The sequence below is a fragment of the Arcobacter rhizosphaerae genome (assembly GCF_049472155.1).
Taxonomy (GTDB): domain Bacteria; phylum Campylobacterota; class Campylobacteria; order Campylobacterales; family Arcobacteraceae; genus Arcobacter_B.
On sequence record NZ_JBMOVW010000001.1, the window covers coordinates 301323 to 324887 of the forward strand.

Here is a 23565-nt window from a genome sequence, read left to right on the forward strand (position 1 = left end):
CAAATCAAAAAAAGGCGAAACTTTGAAGATAGTTCATTTCTCAGATACTCACTTAGGTTACAATGATTTAGATATATTAGATGAAAATAATGTAAACCAAAGAGAAGCAGATTTTTATGATGCATTTACACAAGTAGTAGAGCAAATAAAACAAATAAAACCTGATTATATAATCCATACAGGAGATTTGTTTCATAGAGCAAGTCCTAGCAATAGAGCTATTACTTTTGCATTAGAAAAGATAAGAGAAATAAGCTCTTTAGATATACCTTTTGTTTTAATAGCAGGAAATCACTCAACACCTAGAACAAATCTAAGTAGTCCTATTTTAAAGATATTTGAAAACTATAAAAACATCTATGTTTCATATAATCAAAAGTATAAAAAAATAGAATTTGATGATATTGTATTTCACACCTTACCACACATGAACGATGAGACAATAGCCCAGAACCAAATAGAACTATGTGAGCAAAACATAGATGAAAATAGAAAAAATATCATGATGTTACACTGTAGTGTGGGAGCTTGGTATCTTATGCAAGAGTTTGGAGAGTGGGTATATCCTGCTTCAAAAGAGTATATCTTTGAAAAAATGGATTATGTAGCCCTTGGTCACTGGCATGGTTTTGGAAATGTTGGAAAACATGAAAATGTTTATTATAGTGGAAGTACAGAGAGAACTAGTCTAAATGACAAAAGAAACTCAAAAGGTTTTGTAGTAGTAACTTTAGAAGAGAAACTTCAAGTTGAATATAAAGAGATAAATATAAGATCAATTTTATCAAAACAGATTGATTGTACAAACTATGAGCAAAGTATAGAAAAACTTGATACAAGTGATATAAAAGACGCCATTGTAGAAGTAGTACTAAAAGATTTGACACCAATGCAGTCTATTGATATATCAAATAAAGATATAAAAGAGCTATTTAGTGAAGCTATGAGTGTAACTATAAAAAGAGAGTTTAAAAAAGATACAAATACACAAGACTTAGAAGAGATAGAAGCCATAAGCCTTGAAGAGTTTTTTATAGAACATATAAAAGAGGATAGTTTAGATGAGATAGAAAGTGATAGGCTCAAACAAAAAGTAAAAGAGTTATTTGCTAAGTATGAAGAAGAGGTAAGTGATGATATTAACTAAACTAAAACTAGAAAATTTTAAAAGATATGAGCAGTTTACCTTAGAGTTTAACCAAGGTTTAGTAGGAATAATAGGAAAAAATGGTAGTGGAAAATCTACTATCTTTGAAGCTATCTTCTTTGCTTTATATGGGGAGCTTAAAACAAAAGGTTATAAAGAAGTAGTAAGAAATGCAAACGCGACTTCAAAAGACCCAGTTGTAGTTGAGTTAGAGTTTGAGTATGAAAGTGTTGACTATAGTGTAAGAAGAGAGTTTAGAGGAAAGACCTTAAGTGCTAATGCTAAGTTTTTTAAAGCTGATGAGCTTATAACTTCTGGAGCAAAAGAAGTAACTACATCTATAGTAAATCTAATCAAGATGAGTAAAGATGCTTTTTTACATACACTATTTGCTTCACAAAAAGAGCTTACTAGTTTAAGTAGTCTAAAAAACGAAGATAGAAAAAAGATGATTAGAAAGCTTCTTGGTTTAGAAAAGATAGATTTTATTGAAAAAGAACTAATTGAAAAAAGCCGAGAGTTAAAAAGAGAGATAACTGCATTTGCTGAGTTTTTAATGCCACAAGATGAGGTAGAAGAAAAGAAAAAACAAAAAGAAGAGTATGAGCTTTTAGAAAAAGAGTTAAAACAAAAGCAAGATATAAAAATAAAACAGCTTGACGAAACTACTTTAAAAAGCCTTGATATTAAAAAAACTTTAGATTTCCTGCAAGAAACAAAAGATAAAAAACAAGATTTATTCTCTAAATGTGAGCTTTTAAAATCTACTATAAACTCACATATTCAAAACAGCAATAAACTAAAGCAAGAGTTAGATAACTTGGCTTTAAAACAAAAAGAGTTAAAGGGCTTAGAGTCTGTAAAACAAGAGTACACACAGCTTCATGAGGCTATTAAAATACAAGAAGAGTTAAAGTCTGCTAATATTAAAAAACAGTCACTTTTACAAGAACAAGAGAATTTAAGAGAGCACTATAAAAAATCAAGAGATACTATTTCAAGATTAGAGCATGAAACCTCTTCTTATGAGCAAGCAGTTGAAAAGCAAAAAAGTATGGAAACAACTTTAGAAGATTTATCTCAAAATATAAAGAAAAACCAACTAGAAATAAATAAACTAAGCTCACAAATAGCAGGGGAGCAAAAGTTAATAGAAGATATAAATAAAAAGATTGAAAAGATTCAGCTTTTAGGAAAAGACTCAGCTTGTCCTACTTGTACAAGACCTTTACTTGAAGAGTATGATTTGGTACTAAATTCACTTGAGCAAATAGTAAATAAAACTGAAAAAGAAAAGATTGATTTTTTAAAAGAGCAAAAAGACTTACTTGAAGCTCAGCTAAAAGAGTTTGATGAAGCTTATAAGAGTTTAAGTGAGGAAAATTTAGAACTTTCAAAAAAGATAAATCTTATGGAAAATCAAAAAAGAGATTTATTAAGTGAAAAAGAACATTTTGAGAAAGTAAAAGAGCAGGGCTTAAAAAATAAAGCACAGTTGGAAAAACTAGAAAACATAAACTATGTAGAAGAAGAACATAACTTATTACTTGAAAGACAAAAACTATTAAAACAAAAGTATGAGTATGTATTAAGTTTAGAAGCTATGCTTAAAAGAGTTGATAGTGTAAAAGAAGACTTGGCAAGTACAAATGAAAATATAAAAAAATATGAACTTGACTACAATGAAAAAGAGTTAGAATATAAAAGTGTAACCTATGATATAAAAGAGCATGAAGAGAAGAAAAAAGAGTATGAACAAATACTAAAATCAAAAGATGAGATTTCAAATGAGTTAAATGATATAAAAGTTCAAGTAGCTACTATCCAAGAACAAATAAAAAACATAAATCAAGCTTTAGATAACAATAATAAACAGTTAGAGAAACTAGGAACTAAACAAGATGATTTAAAAGATTATGACAAAATCAAAATAAGTCTAGCAAGTTTTAAAACAAAACTAAATGCAAAAGTAGCACCTAGAATTTCTGATATTGCTTCAAGTATGTATTCTCAAATCACAAAAGGAAAGTATCAGCATATAGAAGTGTCAAATGATTTTGATTTTTATATTTACGATGAAGGTAAAAAGTATCCTATTGAGAGGTTTAGTGGTGGGGAGGTTGATTTGGCAAACTTAGTTTTAAGAATAGCTATTTCAAAGACTTTGACTGAACTTAGTGGAAATAACTCAATAGGATTTTTAGCCTTTGATGAGGTGTTTGGAAGCCAAGATGAGAATAGAAGAATAGAAATACTAGAAGCTTTTCATACAATAAAAGAACAATATCGACAAATCTTTTTGATAAGTCATGAAATAGAAATAAAAGAAATGTTTGAAAATATTATAGAATTATAAATAAAAAACTTAAGAAGTACACAGCTTATAAACAAAGTTTTATTATAATTTGTTTATATTTTATTTAAAAAGGTATTTCCTTGTCAGCTAAAAAACTTACAGTTCAAGATTTATTAGATAAAAAAACAAGAATAATTTTATATTTATTCTCTTTGACATCATTGGCTTTTTTACAAACATTTTGTACTAATGTTTGTCCTTTTATTGATGGTTTGCAGCCAGAAAAACTATTTAGAAATTTATTCATTATTTTTCTTTTACATATAGTTTATAGAGAGTTTTTATATTATAAATTTAAAGAACCTAGGAAAAATATCTCTTTACCACGACAAGCTTATTATTTAAGTGTTATTTCTTGGGTTTTTGCAGGAATAACTGCTTTTTTTCTTCATAATTTTTTGTATCCAGATTTTCCTATATCAAGTCATTTAAAGATATTATCTAGTTATATTACTTTGGGTGCAGCTATTTTAGCCCAATTGGAATATATAATTTTTGAAAAAAGATATAAAAAAATCTGTAAAGAGTTACAATATACTATTTTTAATGAGAAGTTATCAAGAAGAATTATTGAGACGTTTTTGATTTTTACAATAGCACCAATTCTTACTCTTTTATTAGTAGTAAGAAGATTTAATTTAGATGGAGTAGTTGATAACCATGTAACATTAGAAGTATTTTATATAGGTGTGCTAATGCTTGTGTCATCAATAATTCTAGCAGTAGTCTTTGGTAGAGTTTTAAAAGAAGATACAAATATTATTATAAACAATATAAAATCAGTGCAAGAAGGCTCTTTTACAAATACTAAAACAATCAATAGACCTGATGAATTAGGTGAAATATCTTATGCTATAAAAGATATGTCAACTTCAATAAAAGAGGGGATAAATCAAATTGAGTCTTTAAATGATGAGATTACAAATACTCAAAAAGAAGTGATTTATACTATGGGTGAAATTGCTGAAACTAGAAGTAAAGAAACAGGGAACCATGTAAAAAGAGTTGCAGAATACTCAAAAGTGCTAGCTTTAAAATATGGTTTAGATGAAAAAGAAGCTGAACTATTAAAATTAGCTTCTCCTATGCACGATATAGGAAAGGTAGGAATTCCTGATAGTATTTTGAATAAACCAGGTAAATTAACATTTGATGAATTTGAGATTATGAAAACACACGCCCAGTTAGGTTATGATATGTTAAAGTATTCTTCAAAACCTATTTTAAAAGCAGCTTCTATAGTTGCATATTATCATCATGAAAAATATGATGGAAGTGGTTATCCACGGGGCTTAAAAGGTGAAGATATTCATATCTACGGAAGAATCACGGCAATTGCTGATGTTTTTGATGCTCTTGGAAGTGATAGAGTTTATAAAAAAGCTTGGGAAGATGAGCGAATATTTGAGTTATTTAAAGAAGAAAAAGGAAAACACTTTGATCCAAAATTAATAGATATTTTCTTTGAAAACTTAGATGAAATTTATAAAATAAGAAATATGTTTAAAGATATACAAAACTAAAAAAAGAGGCTTTTAAAAGCCTTTTTGCCTTTAACTTTTATTCAATATAATTACTATATAATAATATATAAATTGTATAAAGGTTTTTATGCTTACAACCCAAAATAATCCAGATTTTTTTAATGTTCTTACAGGTGCAAATGCTCATATAGTTGAGGCTTCAATAATAAGACTTTACTCTTCTTTGTATGGGAATGATTTTATTGTAGATGAAGTAATAGGTCGAAAAAAAGCAAGAGATATTATATACTCAGTTCTTCAAGAAAACCCTTGGCAAAATGATAATACTGATTCGAACTTTGACAATGAAAAAGATAAAGCTTCATATATTTTAAGAAGACTAAAAGATTGTGGTTGGATTGATTTTGTTATGGATAGAGCTTTATTAATCAAAACTTTTAATTTTACTAAAAATGGCAAAAAATTTGCTCAAACTTTATATGCAGCAAGTGATGAAGAGAATATTTCAACAAGACAAAGAAATGTAAGAGCTACAAAAGCCTCTTTAGAATCCTATAAAAAATCAGATGATCCAGCTGATTTAATTGATGCTATAAATTTCTCAAAATATATAGTTTCAGATTTAACTGATAATATAAATGATGTAAGGGAAGAAAAAAATCTTCTTATGAAGCTTGCCATGGAAGATGTAAAAGTTGCAGGTGGGAAGTTTATAGATTTTGTAAAAGAAAAGTTTGCTTCTGATATTGCTGTAAAGTTTGGTAAGGATTCAGCAAATAGATATATCTTAGATATTGAAGATATTGTAAGAGATTTAAGTATTGAAGGCTTAGAAAAAAGACAAAGAAAATTATTGGCTCACTTTCCTATGTACAAAAATAATCCAAATGCTTTAAAAAACATTTTAGATGCAATTGATTTTAGACTTAAAAATGCTTGTGATACGAAACTTCCTTTACTAAAGAGGGAAGTATCTTCTTATGTTCAAAGAGGAACTGTAATCTTTCGACAAACGAACTCTTTATTTTTTAACAAAAACAAAGAAATAAATGAAGTTGCTAAAATTATAAAAACTAAAAACAAGCAAGAAAAAGAGAAACTTTTAGAAGATATTGGAAAAGCAGTAAAATTCCCAAATCTAAAAATCTTAAATCTTTCAAATGTAAAAATCAGAAGAAAAGCTAAAAAAAATGAAATAGTAAGTTTTCTATCACCTGAGCTTACTATGCCAAAAGAAGCTTATATAAAAAGTACTTTTGAACAACAAAAACATTTAGCATTTTCATTTTCTCAAAAAGAAATAGATGAGTTTTTAAATAAGCACTTCAAAGAAGCAAATAAAACAAAAATATCAAATAATGCATTTGAAATAAATAGTGTAAAAGATTTACTTATTTCTTTATATGCAAGTGACATAATCAAACATGATAATGAAAAGTTTGAGGTAAGATATACAAAAAATAGAAGTAAAAACATATATTTTGAAACAGATGAATATATAATCACAAAAAAGGAAAATAGTGGCAAGTAGTATTTATAATGAATTTGTAGAGCTTATAAATGAAGCAGGACTTGATTTAGAAGATTTTCAAGATATTACATCATATCTTTTAGAAAATGGTGTGATTTGTAGAGAAGATTCGCAAAAAGAAGAGAAGTATTATGATAATTTTTTAAGATTAGAAAGTATTGTTAAAGACTATTTAAATCTTATAAATATAAATGTAGTACATGATGAAGATTTATTATCAATACGACTTTATGCTCCTGGTTCTGATTTTCCCCAATCTTATTTGGATGATGATATAAAATCAAATATGTCAATGTCTTTAAGTAGTGAAGAGAGTGCATATTTAATAGCTTTGGCAATTTTATATAATCAAAAATTCAATGAAGGACAAATAGAAGATGATGCAAGTGTAGAAGTAGAACTTGAAGAGTTTAATACAGCTTTAGCTTCATATCTTTCATATAGTGCAAATGAAAATAAATCTATAAGAGATGAGGCTTTAAGAACATTAAGAAGACTAAAGGTTCTAAACTATGCAAAAGGAGTTTTTGAAAGTGAAGACGCTCCTTTGATTATAAGACCATATATCAAACAAGTTATTTTACCTGATATGCTAAAACCTTTTTTAGAAGAAACAAAAATAGTAGAAGATAAGGATATCTCAAATGAAAATGAATAAATTAATTCTTGCTAATTGGTCAAATATTCCAAATAGAGAGTATGATTTATCTGATTTAGTTTTTTTAACAGGTGAAACAGGTGTAGGTAAAAGTACTATGCTTGATGCAATTCAAACTTTGATGACAGCTTCAAAAAATGGAATTGTAAAATACAATGCAGGGCAAGATGAAGCTCAAAATAAAAAGAGAAATAAAGAGTATAGAACTCTTCAAGGTTATTTTGCAGGTGAAGATAGGTTTAAATTTTCAAGACCAACTGGTTGTAGAAGTACTATTGCTTTGACTTTTCAAAACTCACCTAAAGAAGAAGAGGCTTGTTTTTCTGCTTTGATTACGGGAAGTGTAGATTTTGAAGAATCAAAGGGTGAAAAAAAACCAAAACTTGATAGTTTAAAGTTTTATATTATTAGAAATACTCAACTTGTAAAAGAAGATTTTTCAAATGAGAAAGGGCAGTTATTAAATCATACAGATTTATATAAAAGTCTTTGTAATAAATATGACAAAGACAATGTGATTCATTGTACAGATAAGATTGATTATTTAAATACTTTATATGGCACTTTATGGGGAAGATTAAAAACTATATCTTCACGGTCTACAAAAGCTGCAAAAGCTTTTGCTAATTTTATTCATGCAAGACCAGTTGAAAATATCAACAGTTTTGTAAGAAATGAGTTTTTATCTCCAAAAAATATGAAAGAAGAAGTAAACTCTTTATCAAATACTATTAGATCCTTAGATAAGTTAAAAAAAGATGCAAGAGAAATTGAAGACTCAATAGAGGTTTTAAATAAGTTGGACTCAAAGCTTTATGCTTTGGTTAAAAAATGGCAAGTTCTAGGGGAAGAGCATTTTACTTTTTGTCATTATGATGTTTTAAAACAGAAAAATAAGATTATACAAGATGAAAAAAAATATGAAAAACTTGAAAAACAAATCAAAAAATCCCAAAGAGCCTTAACTAAGCTAGATGAAGAACAAAAAAGTTTAGATGAAAAACTTATTGATTTAAATATCTCAAAACAAAGCAATGACAAGGTAAAAGAGCTTGAAAGTTTAGAGTTTAAACTTGATGAAGCACGAAAAAATTTCAATACAGCTTTTTCAAATAGCATGAGGCTTGTTGGAAAAATTGAGAGTATATCAAATGATATAAATATGGTTTTCAAAAATCCAGAACAGTTTGAAGAACTTTGTATTTTGTTATCTGAATTTAAAGTACTTTTAGAAGAGTTTGTTAATAACTCTTTTAATACATATTTCATAAATAGTAATATCGATACATCTGATATAAACTATGAAATCACGAACTTTAGAGTTATGCTTGAAAAATTAGAAGATAGTTATACAAGTTTAGTTGAATCTTTTGAGTTTAAAGAACAAAAAGAAAAACTAGAAGATGAGTATAAAAACCTTATTGTAAAAAATAATGACTTAGATGAAAAAATAACTACTTTAAAAAGTGAGATTAAGACACTAGAAGAAACAAGATATTATTGTCCTCAACATATTCAAAACTCAGTTGAAAACCTAAGAAAACTCCTTCCAAAAGCCAATGTTCATTTACTTTATGAATTTATTGAGCTTAAAGATGAAACTTGGAGAGAAGCTATAGAAGGTTATATAGCGAACAATAGGTTTGCAGTAATTGTATCAAGCCAATATGAAAGTCAAGCTATAGAAGTCGTAAAACAACATGATTTAAAACTTAAGATTATTCAAGGCAAAAAGGTTCTTGAGGAACTATCTTTTAGAGGAAAAGCTGTACATGAAGACTCTATAATTAATCTACTTGATGTATCAGATGAAAAAGCCTTAGCATATTTGATTTGTACATATTCAGAAGTTTTACAAGTAAATGACGCTTCTATTTTACCTATGATAAAAAGAGGAATTACACAAGATTGTAAGGCTGCTAGTTCTAATTTACTTTTTACTTGTAAGTTAAAAGATCAAAGATTTATTTTTGGACAAGAAGCCCAAAGAAAAACTCTTATGAAAATGAAAGATGAGTTAGAACTTTTAGAAAATGACTCGGATTCGATTACAAGTAAAATTGATATTTTAAATAAAGTAAAAAGAGTATTATCAACACTAAAAAGTGAGAATAAACTAGTAAATCTTGAAGATATTTCAAATATTTCTTACAATCATAAGATTTATCATGAAACAAAAGAGTTAAAAGCTTTAATAGATACTTCTGATTATGATGAAATAATAAAACAAATTCAAGAGTGTAATAAAAGAAAAGAGAGTATAAAGTACGAAATAAATGCTCTAAATCAAGAACTAGGAGCTAATACTAGGTCTTTAAATGAAAAAAATAGAGTAGAGCAAACAAACCAAAAAGATTTAGAAGATAAAATCAAAAAACTAGATGCTTCAAGATATATGTTTCAAATAATTTATAATAAATTAGTAGTAGAAACTAATATTGGTTTTGAAAATTATGAACAAAATATCTTAGATAAAATCGATATAAAAAATGATTATAATTTATCTGAAAATATTTCTGAGAGTTTAAAGAAATTACATCATAATTTTGATAACTATTTTACAAGTCAAAACCTGTTAGGAAAAGTGGCTTTACCCAAGCCTTTGAGTTTTGATGAACTTATAATTTGTGAAGAGCATTTTAATGAATTACTTACTTTTAGAAAAGATTTACTTGAAAAAATTGATGTTAAAAATAACTCTTTAACTTTTAAATATAAAAAAGATATTGAAAGTGCAGATAAGCAGTTTAAAAATATTTTTCTAAATGACTTTTGTAATGCTATTTATTCAAATATAAGACAAGGTGAGAATTCTATTGATAGGTTAAATGAAACTCTTAGAAAGCATAAGTTTGGAAATGAAACATACAAGATTAGAAGGTTTCCTGCTGATGAAGAGTTGAAGCAGTATGAAGAGTATTTTAAAGCAATTCATGAAACAAAAACTAATTTAGATGAAAACTCACTTTTTGAGGCTTTAGATAAGCAAGGCTTTGAACATATTTCAAAAGCACTTCTTGATAAGTTTATGGATAATGAAAAGCATATAAATGAGCTTATTAGAATTTCTGATTATAGAAACTATAACAATTATGATATTTACCAAGAAATAGATGGAAATAGTATTTCTTTAAGTAGAAATGGTAAAAATTCAGGTGGTCAAGGTGAAACTTCATACTATATAATCAGATCAATAAACCTACAATCTGCTTTAAAACCTTTTGAACCTGCAATTAGTTCTTTGGAGTCAATTATTATTGATGAGAGTTTTTTAAAATCAAATGAAAAAAGATCAAAAGAGATTTTAAGTTACTTAAATGAGAGTTTAGGTTTCCAAGTAATATGTGCAATGCCTACAAAAAATGTAGGGACTTTCTATGAAATAGAATCTACAAACTATCACTTTGTTCATCATCCAGGAAAATCAAATCCTTTAAGTGAACTTGATTATACAACTTACGCAGAGTTTAAAGTAAGAAATAATTCTATGGTAAAAAAGCTATTTGAAGAGGAAGAAAAAGACTTATTTGAAATAGCAAAACAAAAAGCAGAAAAAGTATATGAACAATAATCTTCTAAAAGCTTTTGAGAATCCACATATATCAAAAATACTAAATGAAGTTTTAGATAAGTTTGATAAACAAGCAAAAAGAGTAAAGAAAATTTCTTTTACTTTAGATGAGAAAAACTTTTTAGCTTTATATTTTCCTACTGAATTTAATGAAGATATTGATTTAGAATTTGATATAAAAGTTTTATTAGACAATGATATTTTTGAATTGAAAAATGCATCAAAAAAAGATGAATTTTTACCTTTAGTTGAAAAAAGAAATGCTAAATTAATTTTCAAAAATGAAAAAGAGGATTTACTAAGAGAGATTTATAAAAGACCAAAACTAAAGTCTCAAAAACAATTATGGAGTGAAGAGTTAAAAAACTATTTTGAAGAAAATAGTAGATTGTTTGAAATTTTAGAGAAGTCACCTTTTTTTATAAAGAAAAAAACAAATAAAGAAGTTTTAGAAAAACTAAAAGTTTGGGTAGAAACTAGGGATAAAACAAAACTTCAAAGACATGAATCAGCCAAATGTTTTTGGGGTATGTCAAAAATATTTGATAATAAAACAGATTTCTGTGAATATTTTGATTTAAAAGAAAAACCAGTCCTTCTTCAAGTTTTTGGAAAAAGTGTTAGTGCTTCAAAAATCCTTTTTATAGAAAACTTAGAAACTTTTACTACTTGTATAGAAAGCAAAAATAAAGTCTTTGATGAGTGTATTTTGATAAATGCCCATGGGTATAAAGCTACAGCTAAAAGGTTAAGAGTTCAAGATGGTTCAAAACTCTTTTTTAATAATGGTTGTAAATTAAACAAAGAAACAAAAGATGATTTTATATCTTGGTTTTATAGTAATCAAAATGATAAAGAGGTTTACTTTTGGGGAGATTTAGATTTTGAGGGTATTTCAATACTTGAAAAGCTTCAAAGAAACTTTACTTCTTTAAAAGCTTTTATTCCTGCTTATGATTTGATGATAAAAGAAGCTTTAGATGGAAACTCACACTTTTGTGAAGATACAAATAAACAAAATCAAAAGTTAGTTACAAGCACTTTATGTAAGTATACAAATGATGAGTTGATTCCATTTTTAAAAGAGAAAAAGCTATTTTTAGACCAAGAATTTATTGATGTCAATACTTTATAATAAATTATTTAATCATTTATTTGATAGTATGTATTTTTAATATTCTTAGAGTAAAGTGAGAAAATGATTTTTTATCCTAATTTAAAATCTTTAAAGCAAAAATTGAGAGTTAAACCTGTCAATACAGGTAAAAAATTCAACTATAGAGGGATTGAATATAGTGATATTGAAGGCTTATATGCTTTGGTAGGAATAAATGGTTGCTTACATTTTAAAAGTGGAATAAGTTTTGCTACGTTTCAATATAGAGGACAAATTGAGGATTTTGGAGTGTGTAATACAACTTTAGATAGGTGTAAATCAAATGCAGAACAGTTTTTAAGTATTTGTAGAACTATTGCATTTGAAGATATTTTAGAAGTGCATCCCTTTATAAAATATATTCAGTCGTTACCTCCGTTTGGTGAAAACTCTCTTTGTCTTAATCTTACAGGTCTTGCACAACACTACGAATTGCATACAAATTATCTAGATATTACAAATAGTTTTGATGTAGCTTCTTTTTTTGCTACATGCAAATATGTAGATGGAAAATATTATCCTATATTGAATTCTTCAAAACATGGAGTAATATATAGAATAAATGAGATGATGTTATCTCCTGCTATAAAAACCCTTGATAATGACATAGAACTAGAGTATTTAGGTTGGCAACCTTTGCCTAGACCAGAAGAACAAAAAGCAAGTGTTTTGAAATTGAGTAAAGGCACTAATTTAGATAATATTTTTGGAGTTGAAAAACATTATTTTAGACATTCCAGTAGCCAATCAAGAAAAATTTGGAAGCAATTTGATAAAGGTAAAGTTCTATTTCCAAATGATAGTGCGGCTGCTTTAGCAAATGAGTATAAAACTTTAACCTCTTTCACAGAAAATCAACTGAAAAAGGCTTTAAAAAGATTCAAAACTTGGAATGGTAGTGAGTTACAAAATAAAGAAGAAGTTTTAGATATTTTAAAAATCCAAATTGTGGAAGATAATAAACTATCATGGAATAACTTGGTTGAAACAGATTTTAAATATTGGGACAATAAGTTTCACCAAACTTTAAAAAAAGTAAAGTTTAGATGACAAAGAGGTTTAATCCTTCTTATATAAAAGTTTAAAATACTCTTCTCTTGGTATTTCATAAGCTCCAAGGCTTGCTAAGTGGTCATTATGTACTTGGCAGTCAATTAGTCTTATATCATTTTCTTTGGCTTGTTGGCACAAGTGATAAAAAGCAACTTTAGAAGCATCACTTACTTTAGCGAACATACTCTCTCCACAAAACACATCATCAATTAAAACCCCATATAAACCACCAACTAACTCATCATCTAAATAAGTCTCAATAGAGTAGGCATAACCTAATTTATATAGATTTGTATAAGCTTGAATAAAATCATCATTTATCCAGGTATCATCTTCATGTTTTCTTTTTGCTTGGGCACAGTTTTTTATAACTTCTTCAAAGTTTTCATTTGTTTTTATTATAAAGCCTTTATTTTTTATGGATTTTTTTAGGCTTTTTGATACTTTCATTTCACTTGGGTAAAGTATCATTCTTTTATTTGGACTATACCAATGAATATGATTGTATTCATCTATAAACCAAGGAAAAAGTCCATTTGAGTAAGCATTTATAAGTCTTTGAGGATGAAAATCACCTCCCACAGCAACTAAATCATCCTTCATCATGCTTAGTGTTGGAAACTCATAATTGTTTAAATCTAGTAAGTATATTCCATATTCTTTGTCTAATAGTTCCATTTATTTTAGCACTCATCCTTTTTAGTTACTGTCCAGTTTTTATATTTTGGGTTGTTTTTTATATTATCAATTTCTTTTTGACTTAAATCTAAGTATTTCATCATTTTACCATCCCAAATAATACAAGGAAATTTCTCTTCTTCTTTAAAAAACTCTTTGATTTTTTCAAACATTATATATCCTTTAAAAATTCAATTATATATTAGTTTTTTTAAAAAATAATAAACCAAAGTGTAAGTTGGAAGCTGATAAGATAAATTATTACTAAAATCCAAAAAAATAAAGAACTTATGAAGTTAAAACAAGAATTATACATCATTTTTGAAAATCCACGAAAGCATAAATATGGAACGATTATACAAGTAGCTATATTTTTAAATATTTTTATAAGTATTGCAGTTTTATTTTTACAAACTGAAAAAAGTTTATCCCAATATTTTAATATCTTAAGTACGATAAACTTTATAAATGTAGTGCTTTTTAGTATAGAATATCTTTTAAGAGTTTATAGTATTTCCTATAAAGCTAAAATAGTAAAATACCTATTTAGACCTTATATGATTATTGATTTAATAGCGATTTTGCCTTTTTATTTGTCTATGTTTAATCTTGATTTTGGATTTTTAAGAGCTTTACGAATTTTAAGAATATTTAAACTATTTAGATTGGCAAAATTTGGTGAATTTGATAATTTAATAAGTTCAATTATAAAAGAGAAAAAAGAAGAGTTTTTATTTATTACAGTAGTGCTTTTTGTATTACTTTTAACTATCACTCCTTTGGTTTACTATTTTGAAAAAGATGCTCAACCTGAGGTTTTTACAAGTATGATTACTGCTATGTGGTGGGCTGTTATTACTTTTACAACTGTAGGATATGGAGATATGTATCCAGTTACTGTTATGGGTAGAATTTTGACTACAATAGTGAGCTTTTTAGGAATAGCATTTTATGCAATTCCTGGCAGTATTTTTACATCTGCATTGTTAGAGAAAATAAATGAAAAAAAACATAATAAAAAAAGAGAAAAAGATGATTGATTATAATAATAAAATTACAATACATAGGCAAATGTATCCAATAAAAGATATAAATAATTCTTTTGAAAGTGATAGAGGACGTATATTATCAGCTCCTGCTTTAAGAAGATTACAGAAAAAAACACAAGTTTTTCCTTTAGAGTTAAATGCAGCTGTAAGAAGTAGACTTACTCACTCCCTTGAAGTTTCTCAAACATCAAGATATATAGCAAAAACTATTATAAAAAAACTTGATAAAAAACATGGTTTAGATGAATTAGGTGATGCTTTTGTTTCAACTGCTGAAATGACTAGTTTACTTCATGATATAGGTAATCCTCCTTTTGGACATTTTGCAGAAGTTGCTATAAATGATTGGATGAGAAATAAAGGTGTAAAGCTTCTTGATGATTTAGTTGATGTAGAAGAAGAAAATCAAGAGTTTAAAGAGATGTTAGTGGAAGATATTTGTAATTTTGATGGAAATGCCCAAGCTATAAGAGTTGTAACTAAACTTCAAAGATTAAATCTATCTTATACTCAAATAGCAGCAATTTTAAAATACTCAAGAGCAGCTTATGAAAAAAGACCATCCAAAGACCATCCATATAGTTATCTTATGAAAAAACCTGGATTTTACTATTCTGAAAAAGATATAGTAAAAGAAATATGTGAGACTTTAAATATAAAAAAAGGTTGTAGATTTCCAATAACTTATATCATGGAAGCTGCTGATGATATTTCTTATTTAAATGCAGATATGGAAGATGCAGTTGATAAAGGTATATTAAAATTTGAAGATGTTTATAGACTTATAAAAGAGCATTGTGAGAAAATAGGGGAGACTTATTTACATGATTTAGTTGAAGGCTTTTATAAAAAAGCAAAAGAGAATGAAGATGAACCTTATCAATTCAATCTTTTCTTAACTTTAACAAGAGCAAAACTTACTCATGCTTTAGTTGAACATGTATCAGATATTTATGTTCAAAATCATGAAAAAATCTTTAATGGTGAATTTAATGATGCTCTTTTAGAGTTTGATAAAAATAGTAAATATACAAAAGCTATTAATATTTTACAAGAAATATCTGTTAAGTATATTTATAGTAATAAGGATAAACAAACTTTAGAATTAAAAGGGCATAAGATATTAAGTTCACTACTTGATATATATACACCCTTATTAAAATTATCAAATACTGAATTTTTTGATTTAATTAGTGATAAAAATATTCCTTGTTTTCTTTCTCAGAGGTTAGTAAAGCGGTTATCTTCAAAACATATAGTAGCTTATAAAAATAGTTTAGATGATATAGAACATAGTAAAAATAGTGATAAATATAAGCTAGAAGAGTGGTATTTAAGGGCAAGACTACTTATTGACTATATCTCAGGTATGACAGATGATTTTGCTCTTGATGAATATAAAACATTAAATGCTTTAAAGTAACTAACCACTTTTAAGTTGCTTTTAAGTTAAAAAGATGTTATAATTACATTATCCGAAACAATATGGAGGTGTAAATGACGAAGGATTATCATTCTTAGTATTGTTGTAACAAACTTAAAATAATAAACATTCACTACATAGTGATTAAGATAAACAAAGATTGTTTATTCTTAAACTTGATAATATCAAAAAGGGGAAAAAGTTTAATCTTTTTCCCCTTTTTTGTTTTATGAAAGAATTCCTAATTTATTTAAAAATAGTATTATAATTGCGATTGGTACAATATATCTAATTAATATATACCAAATATTAAAAATAGTTTCATTTGTATGTTTAGTAAACTTTTCTTTTAACATATCTTTATCAACAAAATATCCTAAGAAAATACAAGTTAAAATAGCTGCCAATGGCATCATAATTGATGAAGTCATAAAGTCCATCCAATCAAAAGCATTTTTCCCAAAAAATGTTAATTCAGCCCCATAAGCTTTTGACATTGAAAGTAATGCAACTATTCCTAAACCGTAAAAAATTGAACCACAAAGAATAGTAGCTTTTCTTCTTGTAAAGCCAAATCTCTCAATAAAGAACTTTAAAGATGGTTCAATCATAGATACAGCAGAAGTTATTCCTGCAAATACTAAAGCTACAAAAAATGAAATAGCAATAACTTGACCTAAAACTCCCCATCCTGAAAAGATTACAGGAAGTGATATAAATACTAATCCAGGCCCAGCAGCACTTGGAGCTCCAGCTTCAAAAAGAAATGAGAAAATTATAAGACCTGCTACAATAGCGATAGTTGTATCAACAACTGCTACATAAAATGAAGATTTTACAAAGTTTGCTTCTTTTGGTAATGATGCAGAATAAGTCATAATAGTACCAACCCCAAGTGACAATGTGAAGAAAGCTTGACCTAGGGCAGCTAAAAGAGCATCACCATTTATTTTACTAAAGTCAGGGCTAAACATAAATGACACAGCTTGTGAAAATGAATCTAATGTTAAAGCGTAGATAAGTAATCCAGCTAAGATAAGACCTAAAAGAGGCATTAAGATTAAATTGATTTTTTCAATTCCTGCTTTTACACCTTTTAATACAATAAAAATAACAGAACCAGCAATAAGTGTATGATAAACTATTAAATTTCCAATATCATCACTAATAAGCTTCTCAAATGCAGCTCCTGCAACACTTGCTTCTGTTGGCAATGCTGAAAATGAAGTAATAACATAATCTAAAATCCATCCTAATACAACTGAATAAAATGATAAGATTAATAATCCACTTATAATCATAAAACCTGCAAACTTCCAATTTTCATTTTTAGACTTTGAAGTCTTAACAAATGAAGTTGCTACATCTGATTGTGCATTTTGTCCAATAACTGCTTCTGCTAAGAATACTGTTAAACCAATAAATAAAATGGCAAGAAGGTATACAAGTACGAATGCTCCCCCACCATACTCTCCTGTAACATAAGGAAATTTCCATATATTACCAAGACCAACAGCTGAACCCGCAGCTGCTAGAATAAATCCAATTCTAGAAAATTTGTTCAAGCTAAAACCCTTTAAAAAATTTTATGTAATTATAGTGAAATTAAATGAAACTTAAATGAAATAAAAAAGAATTTATAAATATTAACTGTTATATAGTAATAAAATATGTGTTTGATTTATATAATATTAACATTTCAAGATATATAATATGTTATATTGTTTGTTACTTAAAAACTAAATTAACTTAAAGTAGGAATAAATGAAAAAAATTATAACTTTTGGAACTTTTGATATCTTTCATTATGGACATTTAAAGATACTTGAAAGGGCAGCAAAACATGCAGATGAGTTGATTGTTGGTGTTTCTTCTGATAACCTTAATTTTAGTAAAAAAGGAAGAAAACCTATTTACTCACAAGATGAAAGAATGAAAATAGTTTCTTCTTTGGATTTTGTTACAGAAGTATTTTTAGAAGAGTCATTGGAATTGAAAAGAGAATATTTACTTAAACACAATGCTGATTGTTTGATTATGGGATGTGACTGGACAGGCAAGTTTGATGAGTTTAAAGATATTTGTGAAGTTATGTATCTTCCTAGAACTCCTGATATTTCAACTACAGAAATAATAGAAAAAATTAAAACATTATAAGAGGTAAATTTGAATTATAAGAATTGTAAAGTAATAGTATATTTTTGTGGAGGGATTAATTCCTACTACCAAATAAAACAATGGCAAATGCCTTTTGAAGAGTTAGATAAAAAAGAAAAGGTTTTATACGTCATAACAGATTATGAAGTTTATAATAAGTATATAAATGATGAACAAAGTATTGAAGTTGTTTATATAGAATCTTTTACTAATTTAATTGAATTTTATGATTTAAATGAGTTTGCTGTTATATTGTATATAAATAATTCTCTTAGAAATTTTCAATCTTTAAGAAATAGTAGAGCTTATCATATCCATTTAAATCATGGAGAAAGTGAAAAAGAGTCTATGCGCTCTAATCAATCACAGGCTTATGATTATGTATTTACAGTAGGGCAAAGAGGTATTGATAGATACAAAGAGTATTTACTTAATTTTAATGCAGACAAATTTATTCAAGTTGGACGACCACAACTTGATTATATAAATCAAATGAAAATCAAAAAAAGCGAAAACCAAAAAGTGATTTTGTATGCCCCTACTTGGGAGGCTACACATCCTTCAATGAACTATACCTCAGTTGCAAAGTATGGTTTGTTTTTAGTAAATACTATCTTAGAAAATGATAATTATATTCTGATTTATAAACCTCATTCTGCTTTAGGTACGAGATGTGAGAAAGCAAAAATTGCTCATGATGAAATCAAGAAAATAGTAAATAGTTCTCAAAAAGCTCATTATATGGAAGAGGAAAATATAAATGATGTATTCACTTTAGTGGATTTTGCTTTTTTTGATAATACTTCTGTGATGATTGATTATTTACATACTAATAAAGCTGCTGCATATTTAGAAATACTTGAAGATCAAAGTATAAATGAATTAGCGAAAGCTTTTAAAACAATAAATGATGAAAATTTTGAAAACCTTGGTGATATTTTAACAAATGAATTAACAATCGATTCAAATAAAGAAAAAAGAAAAAAAGTTAAAGAGTATTATTTAGGTGTATATAAAAAAGGTGAAAGTACACAAACTTTTATAAATAAAATTTCTGAATATATTATTCAAAGAAACAGTCTTATTAAAAATATAAAAAAATAAAAGGAATACAATGAGTAAAGATATTAACTATATTTCAAAAGAAGCAAAAGTTGGTAAAAATACAGTGTTAAATGCACCAGTTAGGCTTGTAGGAACTGCAAATGTTAAGCATTCTTGTAATGTTGGAAATTATACTTTTATAAATAGTGGAACAACACTTTTCCCAGGAACTAAAATGGGTAAATACTGTTCAATTGGAAAAAATTGTGAATTAGGTGCTTTTGATCATCCTACAACATGGCTTAGCTCTTCTGCTATACAATATAATTTAAAATTGCATTTTCCAGATTATATTGATGATTTTGAACAAAAAAAGATTGTAAGACCAAAAGAGACTATTTTTGGAAATGATGTTTGGGTTGGTTCTTTAGCCGTAGTAAAAAGAGGCTTAACAATAGGAAATGGAGCAATAGTAGCTGGTGGTTCAGTTGTTGTAAAAGATGTACCCCCTTATGCTATAGTAGGAGGTGTCCCTGCAAAAGTTTTAAAATACAGATTTGATGAAGAAACAATTCAAAGATTAGAAAAAGTTCAATGGTGGGATATGAAAGTAGAGGACTTAAAGGATATATCTTTTGATGATATAGAAAAAGCCTTAGATGAATTAGAGTCAAAAAAATAGTTTTATTATTTATATGTATTGTAACTTATATCTTAATTTAGATTTTTAAGTACAATACGTATTTCTTTTCTTATTTCATCTATGCTCTTAATTATTCTATTAGTTGCTTGTCTATCATTTTTCATTAAAGACCAATTTTTTTTCCAAATTTTTAATAAATTTTCAACAGCTTTATTTTTTTCTTTAAAAGATATAATACTTAAGTCTTGAATTATTCCAACTTTTACCCATCCTATTCTAGGGTTTCCAATTTTGTCATCTTTTTCATAGTGTGAGGCATAAACTATTTGTTCTAAGTTTGCTAATTCTTTTAGCATTTCAAAACTAGAAGTTCTAATATTACTATTTATTTCTGTTTGTTCTAATCTATATACATTATATGAAAAACCAACAAGAGTTAAAAGTATAGATAGTATTGAAGTAATTTGATAAATCTTAAGTCTTTTTTTTATTGAAGTTATTCTCATAATAAAACCTTTTTAGTTTATTATGAGAATATTGTATAGTAAGTTTGTAAAAACTTTGTTTATTAATATGTGTTAGTAGAACCTAAAACTTTATCTAATGTATATTTTAAATCTTCGTCTAAATCCATGTTTGACTTCATCCAGTTTAAATAACCTGAATCCTCTTTTGCTACTTCTGCTATATCTTTACCTTTGTGTTTACCAAATTTAAAAGTTTTTATATAAACAGGAGTTTTTGTAAGTTCTACTAATTTTTCCATGGGATTATAGTCTGGATAAACTTCTCTACACTTAGCTACAAGTTTTGTTAAGAAAAGTTTCATTACTAATACATCACCAATCGCATCGTGTGCTTTGATTGTTATATTATGTCTTGCTGCTTCTTCTTGTTCTGTTTTGTATAGTTCAAGGGCATATCTTAAATATTGTAGTCTATGATAAGGCATTTGTGGAAATAAATGTTTTGCACATCTTAAAGTATCAATAATTTTATATTGATTTTTAAAGCCTTCTTTTTCTATCATTCCCATATCAAAAGCAATATTATGGGCAATTAAATAGTTCTCAGGAGTGTTTAATTCTTCTAATCTTTTGTAAAAAGTAGTTTCAGTTGCTACTGGCTTACCTTCAATTAAATCAGGGGTGATATTATGAACTTCCATAGCTTCTATTTTTATTTCAATATCACTATGACAAAACTCATCATAAGCTTCAATTTGTCCTCTTTGGTCAACTATCATAGCTCCAAATTGAATTACTCTATCTTCTTCTTGGTTTCCTGTTGTTTCTGTATCAAATAACACATAATGTGGCATATTGTATTTCCTTTATAATATATTCAAATTTTTAGATTATTAACATACCATCACCATAAGAATAAAATCTATATTTTTCTTTTATGGCTGTATTGTATATTTCAAGTGTTTTTTCTAAACCTACAAATGATGCAATTAGCATAATAAGTGTAGATTTTGGAAGGTGGAAGTTTGTAAGTAGATGATCTACCTTTATTGGTTTGTTTGCTGGGTTCAAAAACAAGTCACATTCACCTTGTATTTTGTTTGTCCTTGCATAATATTCAACTGTTCTAGTAACAGTTGTACCAACTGCTAAAACACTTTTTGCTTTATCTAAAGCTTCTTTAGCTTTAGTTCCTATTTCAAAATACTCACTATGCATAGGGTGTTCTAAAATATCATCTGCATCTACCGGCTTAAAAGTACCAGCACCTACATGAAGTGTGAGGTAATTTACATCAAATTTGTTATTTATTTTTTGAAGTAACTCTTCTGTAAAGTGAAGTGAAGCTGTAGGTGCTGCTACTGCTCCATAGTTTTTGGCAAAAAGTGTTTGATAATCTTTTTCATCTTCTTGATTATCTTCTCTATTCATATAAGGAGGTAGAGGTAAATGTCCTATTTCATTTAAGATATTTACTAATTCTAAAAAGTCTATTTTTTCACCATTTTTAGTAAATTTTACAATCCTACTTCCATCTTCATTTAGTTCTAATACTTGAGCTTGTAAGTCTTTATCAAAAAAAATCTCAGTTCCTACTTTTACTCTTCCTCTTGTCATAACAAGATATCTATCTATAAATAAAGGTTTATTTAAAAGAAGTTCAACTTTTCCACCTGATTCTTTTTTTCCATATATTCTAGCTTTGATTACTTTTGTATCATTTAAAAATACAGAAATTTTATTAGGTAAAAAGTTCATTAGATTTTTAAAAGTTGTATGAGTTATAGTGTCAGTTTTTCTATCATAAACTAAAAGCCTAGCAGAGTCTGCTGGGCTTACAGGTTTTGTTGCTATGAGTTCATTTGGTAAATTATAATCATAGCTCGAAGTTTTTAATGGGTCAAGCATATATTTTACTCTTCTTCCTCTTCTTCTTTTGGTGCAGGGTTAAATATTTTTGCTATATAAATAGATACACCATAAAGTATAATTAATGGTCCTGCCATTAAGAATTGTGTTAATACATCAGGCGGAGTTAAAAGTGAAGCTAAAATAAAAATCAATACAACTGCATATTTAAAGAAATCTTTTAACATTTTATCATCAACTAAACCAATCTTAGCAAGGAAAAATGTAATTACAGGTAATTCAAATGCAATACCAAAACCAAATAATAATTTTGTAAAGAAACCTACATACTTACCAATACTTGGTAATACTGTAACAACAGCTGAACCGAAGTTTACAAGGAATTCAAAACCATAAGGAACAACAACCCAATAAGCAAATGCTGCACCACTTAAAAACATTAAAGTTGCAAAAAATACAAAAGGTACAACTAATTTTTTTTCATGATCATATAAACCAGGTGCTAAAAATAGCCACATTTGCCAAAAAATTACTGGTAATGAAAGTAAAAAACCAGAGAAGAAAGCTACTTTTAAAGCTGTAAAGAAAGTCTCTTGAATTTCAACTGCAACCATTTGTGAATTTGGTGGAAGAACTGCCTCTACAGGTACCATCATCCAACCTAAAATTGGTTCATAAAAGAAAAAACATCCAAAGAACATAACAATCAAACATGCTCCTGAAATCATTAACCTTTTTCTAAGATCCGCTATATGCGGTTTTAAATCATCTAACATTAAGCGTTATCCTCTTTTTTTTCATTTAAATCTACTTTAAATTTATTTGCAGCATTTTGCATAATCTCTTCATTGTTTTGCTCAACTGTTTTTTCTTCATTTACAGTTTCTTGTGAATTTTTTTCTTTCTTTTTCTTTTTTTTCTTGAAAGATACTTTTTCATCACTTGAAGAGTTTTCTTCAATACTTTGAGTTTCATTTTTTGATGAAGAATCAAGGTCATCATTTATTAACTTATCTAAACCTAAATCAACATGATTATTAAGATTTACACTTGACTTAGTATTTTCAATTTGTGCCTTGAATTTTTGAGCTTCTTCTTTCATCTCTTTTAAATTTAGCTCGCTATCAAGTGTAGATTTTGCATCTTCAACACCTGATTTGAATTTTTTCATAAATTTCGCTATTTCTACCATTGCTGTAGGTAGTTTATCGGGTCCTAGCGCAACAATTGCAATAATTGCAATTAGTAGTATTTCCATAAAGCCCATTCCAAACATAAT

General features: G+C 27.3%; 20 protein-coding genes and 2 pseudogenes. 14 read left to right on the plus strand and 8 right to left on the minus strand.

Features of this window, described 5'->3' with window-relative positions:
* The first annotated feature begins 22 nt into the window (after positions 1-22).
* The 9 genes and pseudogenes from ACH5BH_RS01455 to ACH5BH_RS01495 all read left to right on the plus strand — a co-directional run bounded on the left by ACH5BH_RS01455 (position 23) and on the right by ACH5BH_RS01495 (position 12953).
* A complete protein-coding gene (locus ACH5BH_RS01455) occupies positions 23-1147 on the plus strand; it encodes a metallophosphoesterase family protein (RefSeq protein WP_423297218.1) in 1125 nt (374 codons plus the stop codon).
* Positions 1134-3503 (plus strand): AAA family ATPase, encoded by a 2370-nt coding sequence (locus ACH5BH_RS01460; protein ID WP_423297219.1) that lies wholly within the window; start codon positions 1134-1136, stop codon positions 3501-3503. The genes ACH5BH_RS01455 and ACH5BH_RS01460 overlap by 14 nt, the downstream gene beginning before the upstream one ends.
* Positions 3504-3664: 161 nt before the next feature.
* Positions 3665-4162 (plus strand): annotated as a pseudogene (locus ACH5BH_RS01465) (hypothetical protein); the annotation flags it as partial.
* A 216-nt stretch (positions 4163-4378) separates the two neighbouring features.
* Positions 4379-5026, plus strand: a pseudogene (locus tag ACH5BH_RS01470) (HD-GYP domain-containing protein); the annotation flags it as partial.
* Between the two features lie 88 nt (positions 5027-5114).
* Entirely contained in the window at positions 5115-6518 is a 1404-nt protein-coding gene (locus ACH5BH_RS01475; protein ID WP_423297220.1) for a Wadjet anti-phage system protein JetA family protein, read from the plus strand.
* Positions 6508-7176: a DUF4194 domain-containing protein gene (locus ACH5BH_RS01480; protein WP_423297221.1), complete on the plus strand. Its 669-nt coding sequence runs from the start codon at positions 6508-6510 to the stop codon at positions 7174-7176. Before ACH5BH_RS01475 ends, ACH5BH_RS01480 begins: the two co-directional genes overlap by 11 nt.
* Positions 7163-10747: an ATP-binding protein gene (locus ACH5BH_RS01485; protein ID WP_423297222.1), complete on the plus strand. Its 3585-nt coding sequence runs from the start codon at positions 7163-7165 to the stop codon at positions 10745-10747. The genes ACH5BH_RS01480 and ACH5BH_RS01485 overlap by 14 nt, the downstream gene beginning before the upstream one ends.
* Positions 10737-11882 carry a Wadjet anti-phage system protein JetD domain-containing protein gene (locus ACH5BH_RS01490; RefSeq protein WP_423297223.1) on the plus strand — a complete coding sequence of 382 codons (1146 nt, stop codon included), beginning with the start codon at positions 10737-10739 and terminating at the stop codon, positions 11880-11882. Before ACH5BH_RS01485 ends, ACH5BH_RS01490 begins: the two co-directional genes overlap by 11 nt.
* Before the next feature lie 63 nt (positions 11883-11945).
* Positions 11946-12953 (plus strand): FRG domain-containing protein, encoded by a 1008-nt coding sequence (locus tag ACH5BH_RS01495; RefSeq protein WP_423297224.1) that lies wholly within the window; start codon positions 11946-11948, stop codon positions 12951-12953.
* A 9-nt stretch (positions 12954-12962) separates the two neighbouring features.
* Here ACH5BH_RS01495 and aat read toward each other — a convergent pair whose 3' ends face one another.
* On the minus strand, positions 12963-13634 hold the full coding sequence (gene aat, locus ACH5BH_RS01500; RefSeq protein WP_423297225.1) for a leucyl/phenylalanyl-tRNA--protein transferase: 672 nt from the start codon (positions 13632-13634) through the stop codon (positions 12963-12965).
* Positions 13635-13639: 5 nt separating this feature from the next.
* A complete protein-coding gene (locus tag ACH5BH_RS01505; protein WP_404304226.1) occupies positions 13640-13807 on the minus strand; it encodes a hypothetical protein in 168 nt (55 codons plus the stop codon).
* A 117-nt stretch (positions 13808-13924) separates the two neighbouring features.
* On the opposite strand from ACH5BH_RS01505, the gene ACH5BH_RS01510 reads away from it, so the two are divergent.
* The gene (locus tag ACH5BH_RS01510) at positions 13925-14674 is read left to right on the plus strand and encodes an ion transporter (RefSeq protein ID WP_404304225.1); all 750 of its coding nucleotides are present in this window, start codon (positions 13925-13927) and stop codon (positions 14672-14674) included.
* Positions 14634-16106, plus strand: a complete 1473-nt coding sequence (gene dgt / locus ACH5BH_RS01515; protein ID WP_404304224.1) for a dGTPase — start codon at positions 14634-14636, stop codon at positions 16104-16106. The genes ACH5BH_RS01510 and dgt overlap by 41 nt, the downstream gene beginning before the upstream one ends.
* Positions 16107-16333: 227 nt before the next feature.
* Here dgt and ACH5BH_RS01520 read toward each other — a convergent pair whose 3' ends face one another.
* On the minus strand, positions 16334-17671 hold the full coding sequence (locus ACH5BH_RS01520; protein ID WP_404304223.1) for a sodium-dependent transporter: 1338 nt from the start codon (positions 17669-17671) through the stop codon (positions 16334-16336).
* Positions 17672-17870: 199 nt separating this feature from the next.
* Here ACH5BH_RS01520 and ACH5BH_RS01525 point away from each other — a divergent pair, with 199 nt between their 5' ends.
* From ACH5BH_RS01525 to ACH5BH_RS01535, 3 genes are read left to right on the plus strand one after another with little or no spacing between them, the layout of a single operon-like run.
* Positions 17871-18263 carry an FAD synthase family protein gene (locus ACH5BH_RS01525; RefSeq protein ID WP_404304222.1) on the plus strand — a complete coding sequence of 131 codons (393 nt, stop codon included), beginning with the start codon at positions 17871-17873 and terminating at the stop codon, positions 18261-18263.
* A 9-nt stretch (positions 18264-18272) separates the two neighbouring features.
* Complete coding sequence (locus ACH5BH_RS01530) at positions 18273-19367, plus strand: CDP-glycerol glycerophosphotransferase family protein (protein WP_423297226.1); 1095 nt, start codon at positions 18273-18275, stop codon at positions 19365-19367.
* A 10-nt stretch (positions 19368-19377) separates the two neighbouring features.
* Complete coding sequence (locus ACH5BH_RS01535; protein ID WP_423297227.1) at positions 19378-19989, plus strand: CatB-related O-acetyltransferase; 612 nt, start codon at positions 19378-19380, stop codon at positions 19987-19989.
* Positions 19990-20021: 32 nt separating this feature from the next.
* On the opposite strand, the gene ACH5BH_RS01540 is transcribed toward ACH5BH_RS01535, so the two are convergent.
* From ACH5BH_RS01540 to tatB, 5 genes are all read right to left on the minus strand, one after another.
* Positions 20022-20456: a hypothetical protein gene (locus ACH5BH_RS01540; protein WP_423297228.1), complete on the minus strand. Its 435-nt coding sequence runs from the start codon at positions 20454-20456 to the stop codon at positions 20022-20024.
* Between the two features lie 62 nt (positions 20457-20518).
* Positions 20519-21271, minus strand: a complete 753-nt coding sequence (locus ACH5BH_RS01545; RefSeq protein ID WP_423297229.1) for an exonuclease domain-containing protein — start codon at positions 21269-21271, stop codon at positions 20519-20521.
* Between the two features lie 31 nt (positions 21272-21302).
* Positions 21303-22325 (minus strand): tRNA preQ1(34) S-adenosylmethionine ribosyltransferase-isomerase QueA, encoded by a 1023-nt coding sequence (gene queA / locus ACH5BH_RS01550; protein ID WP_423297230.1) that lies wholly within the window; start codon positions 22323-22325, stop codon positions 21303-21305.
* Positions 22326-22330: 5 nt separating this feature from the next.
* Positions 22331-23062: a twin-arginine translocase subunit TatC gene (gene tatC / locus ACH5BH_RS01555; protein ID WP_404304216.1), complete on the minus strand. Its 732-nt coding sequence runs from the start codon at positions 23060-23062 to the stop codon at positions 22331-22333.
* The gene (tatB, locus tag ACH5BH_RS01560) at positions 23062-23544 is read right to left on the minus strand and encodes a Sec-independent protein translocase protein TatB (RefSeq protein WP_404304215.1); all 483 of its coding nucleotides are present in this window, start codon (positions 23542-23544) and stop codon (positions 23062-23064) included. Before tatB ends, tatC begins: the two co-directional genes overlap by 1 nt.
* Positions 23545-23565 lie beyond the last annotated feature (21 nt).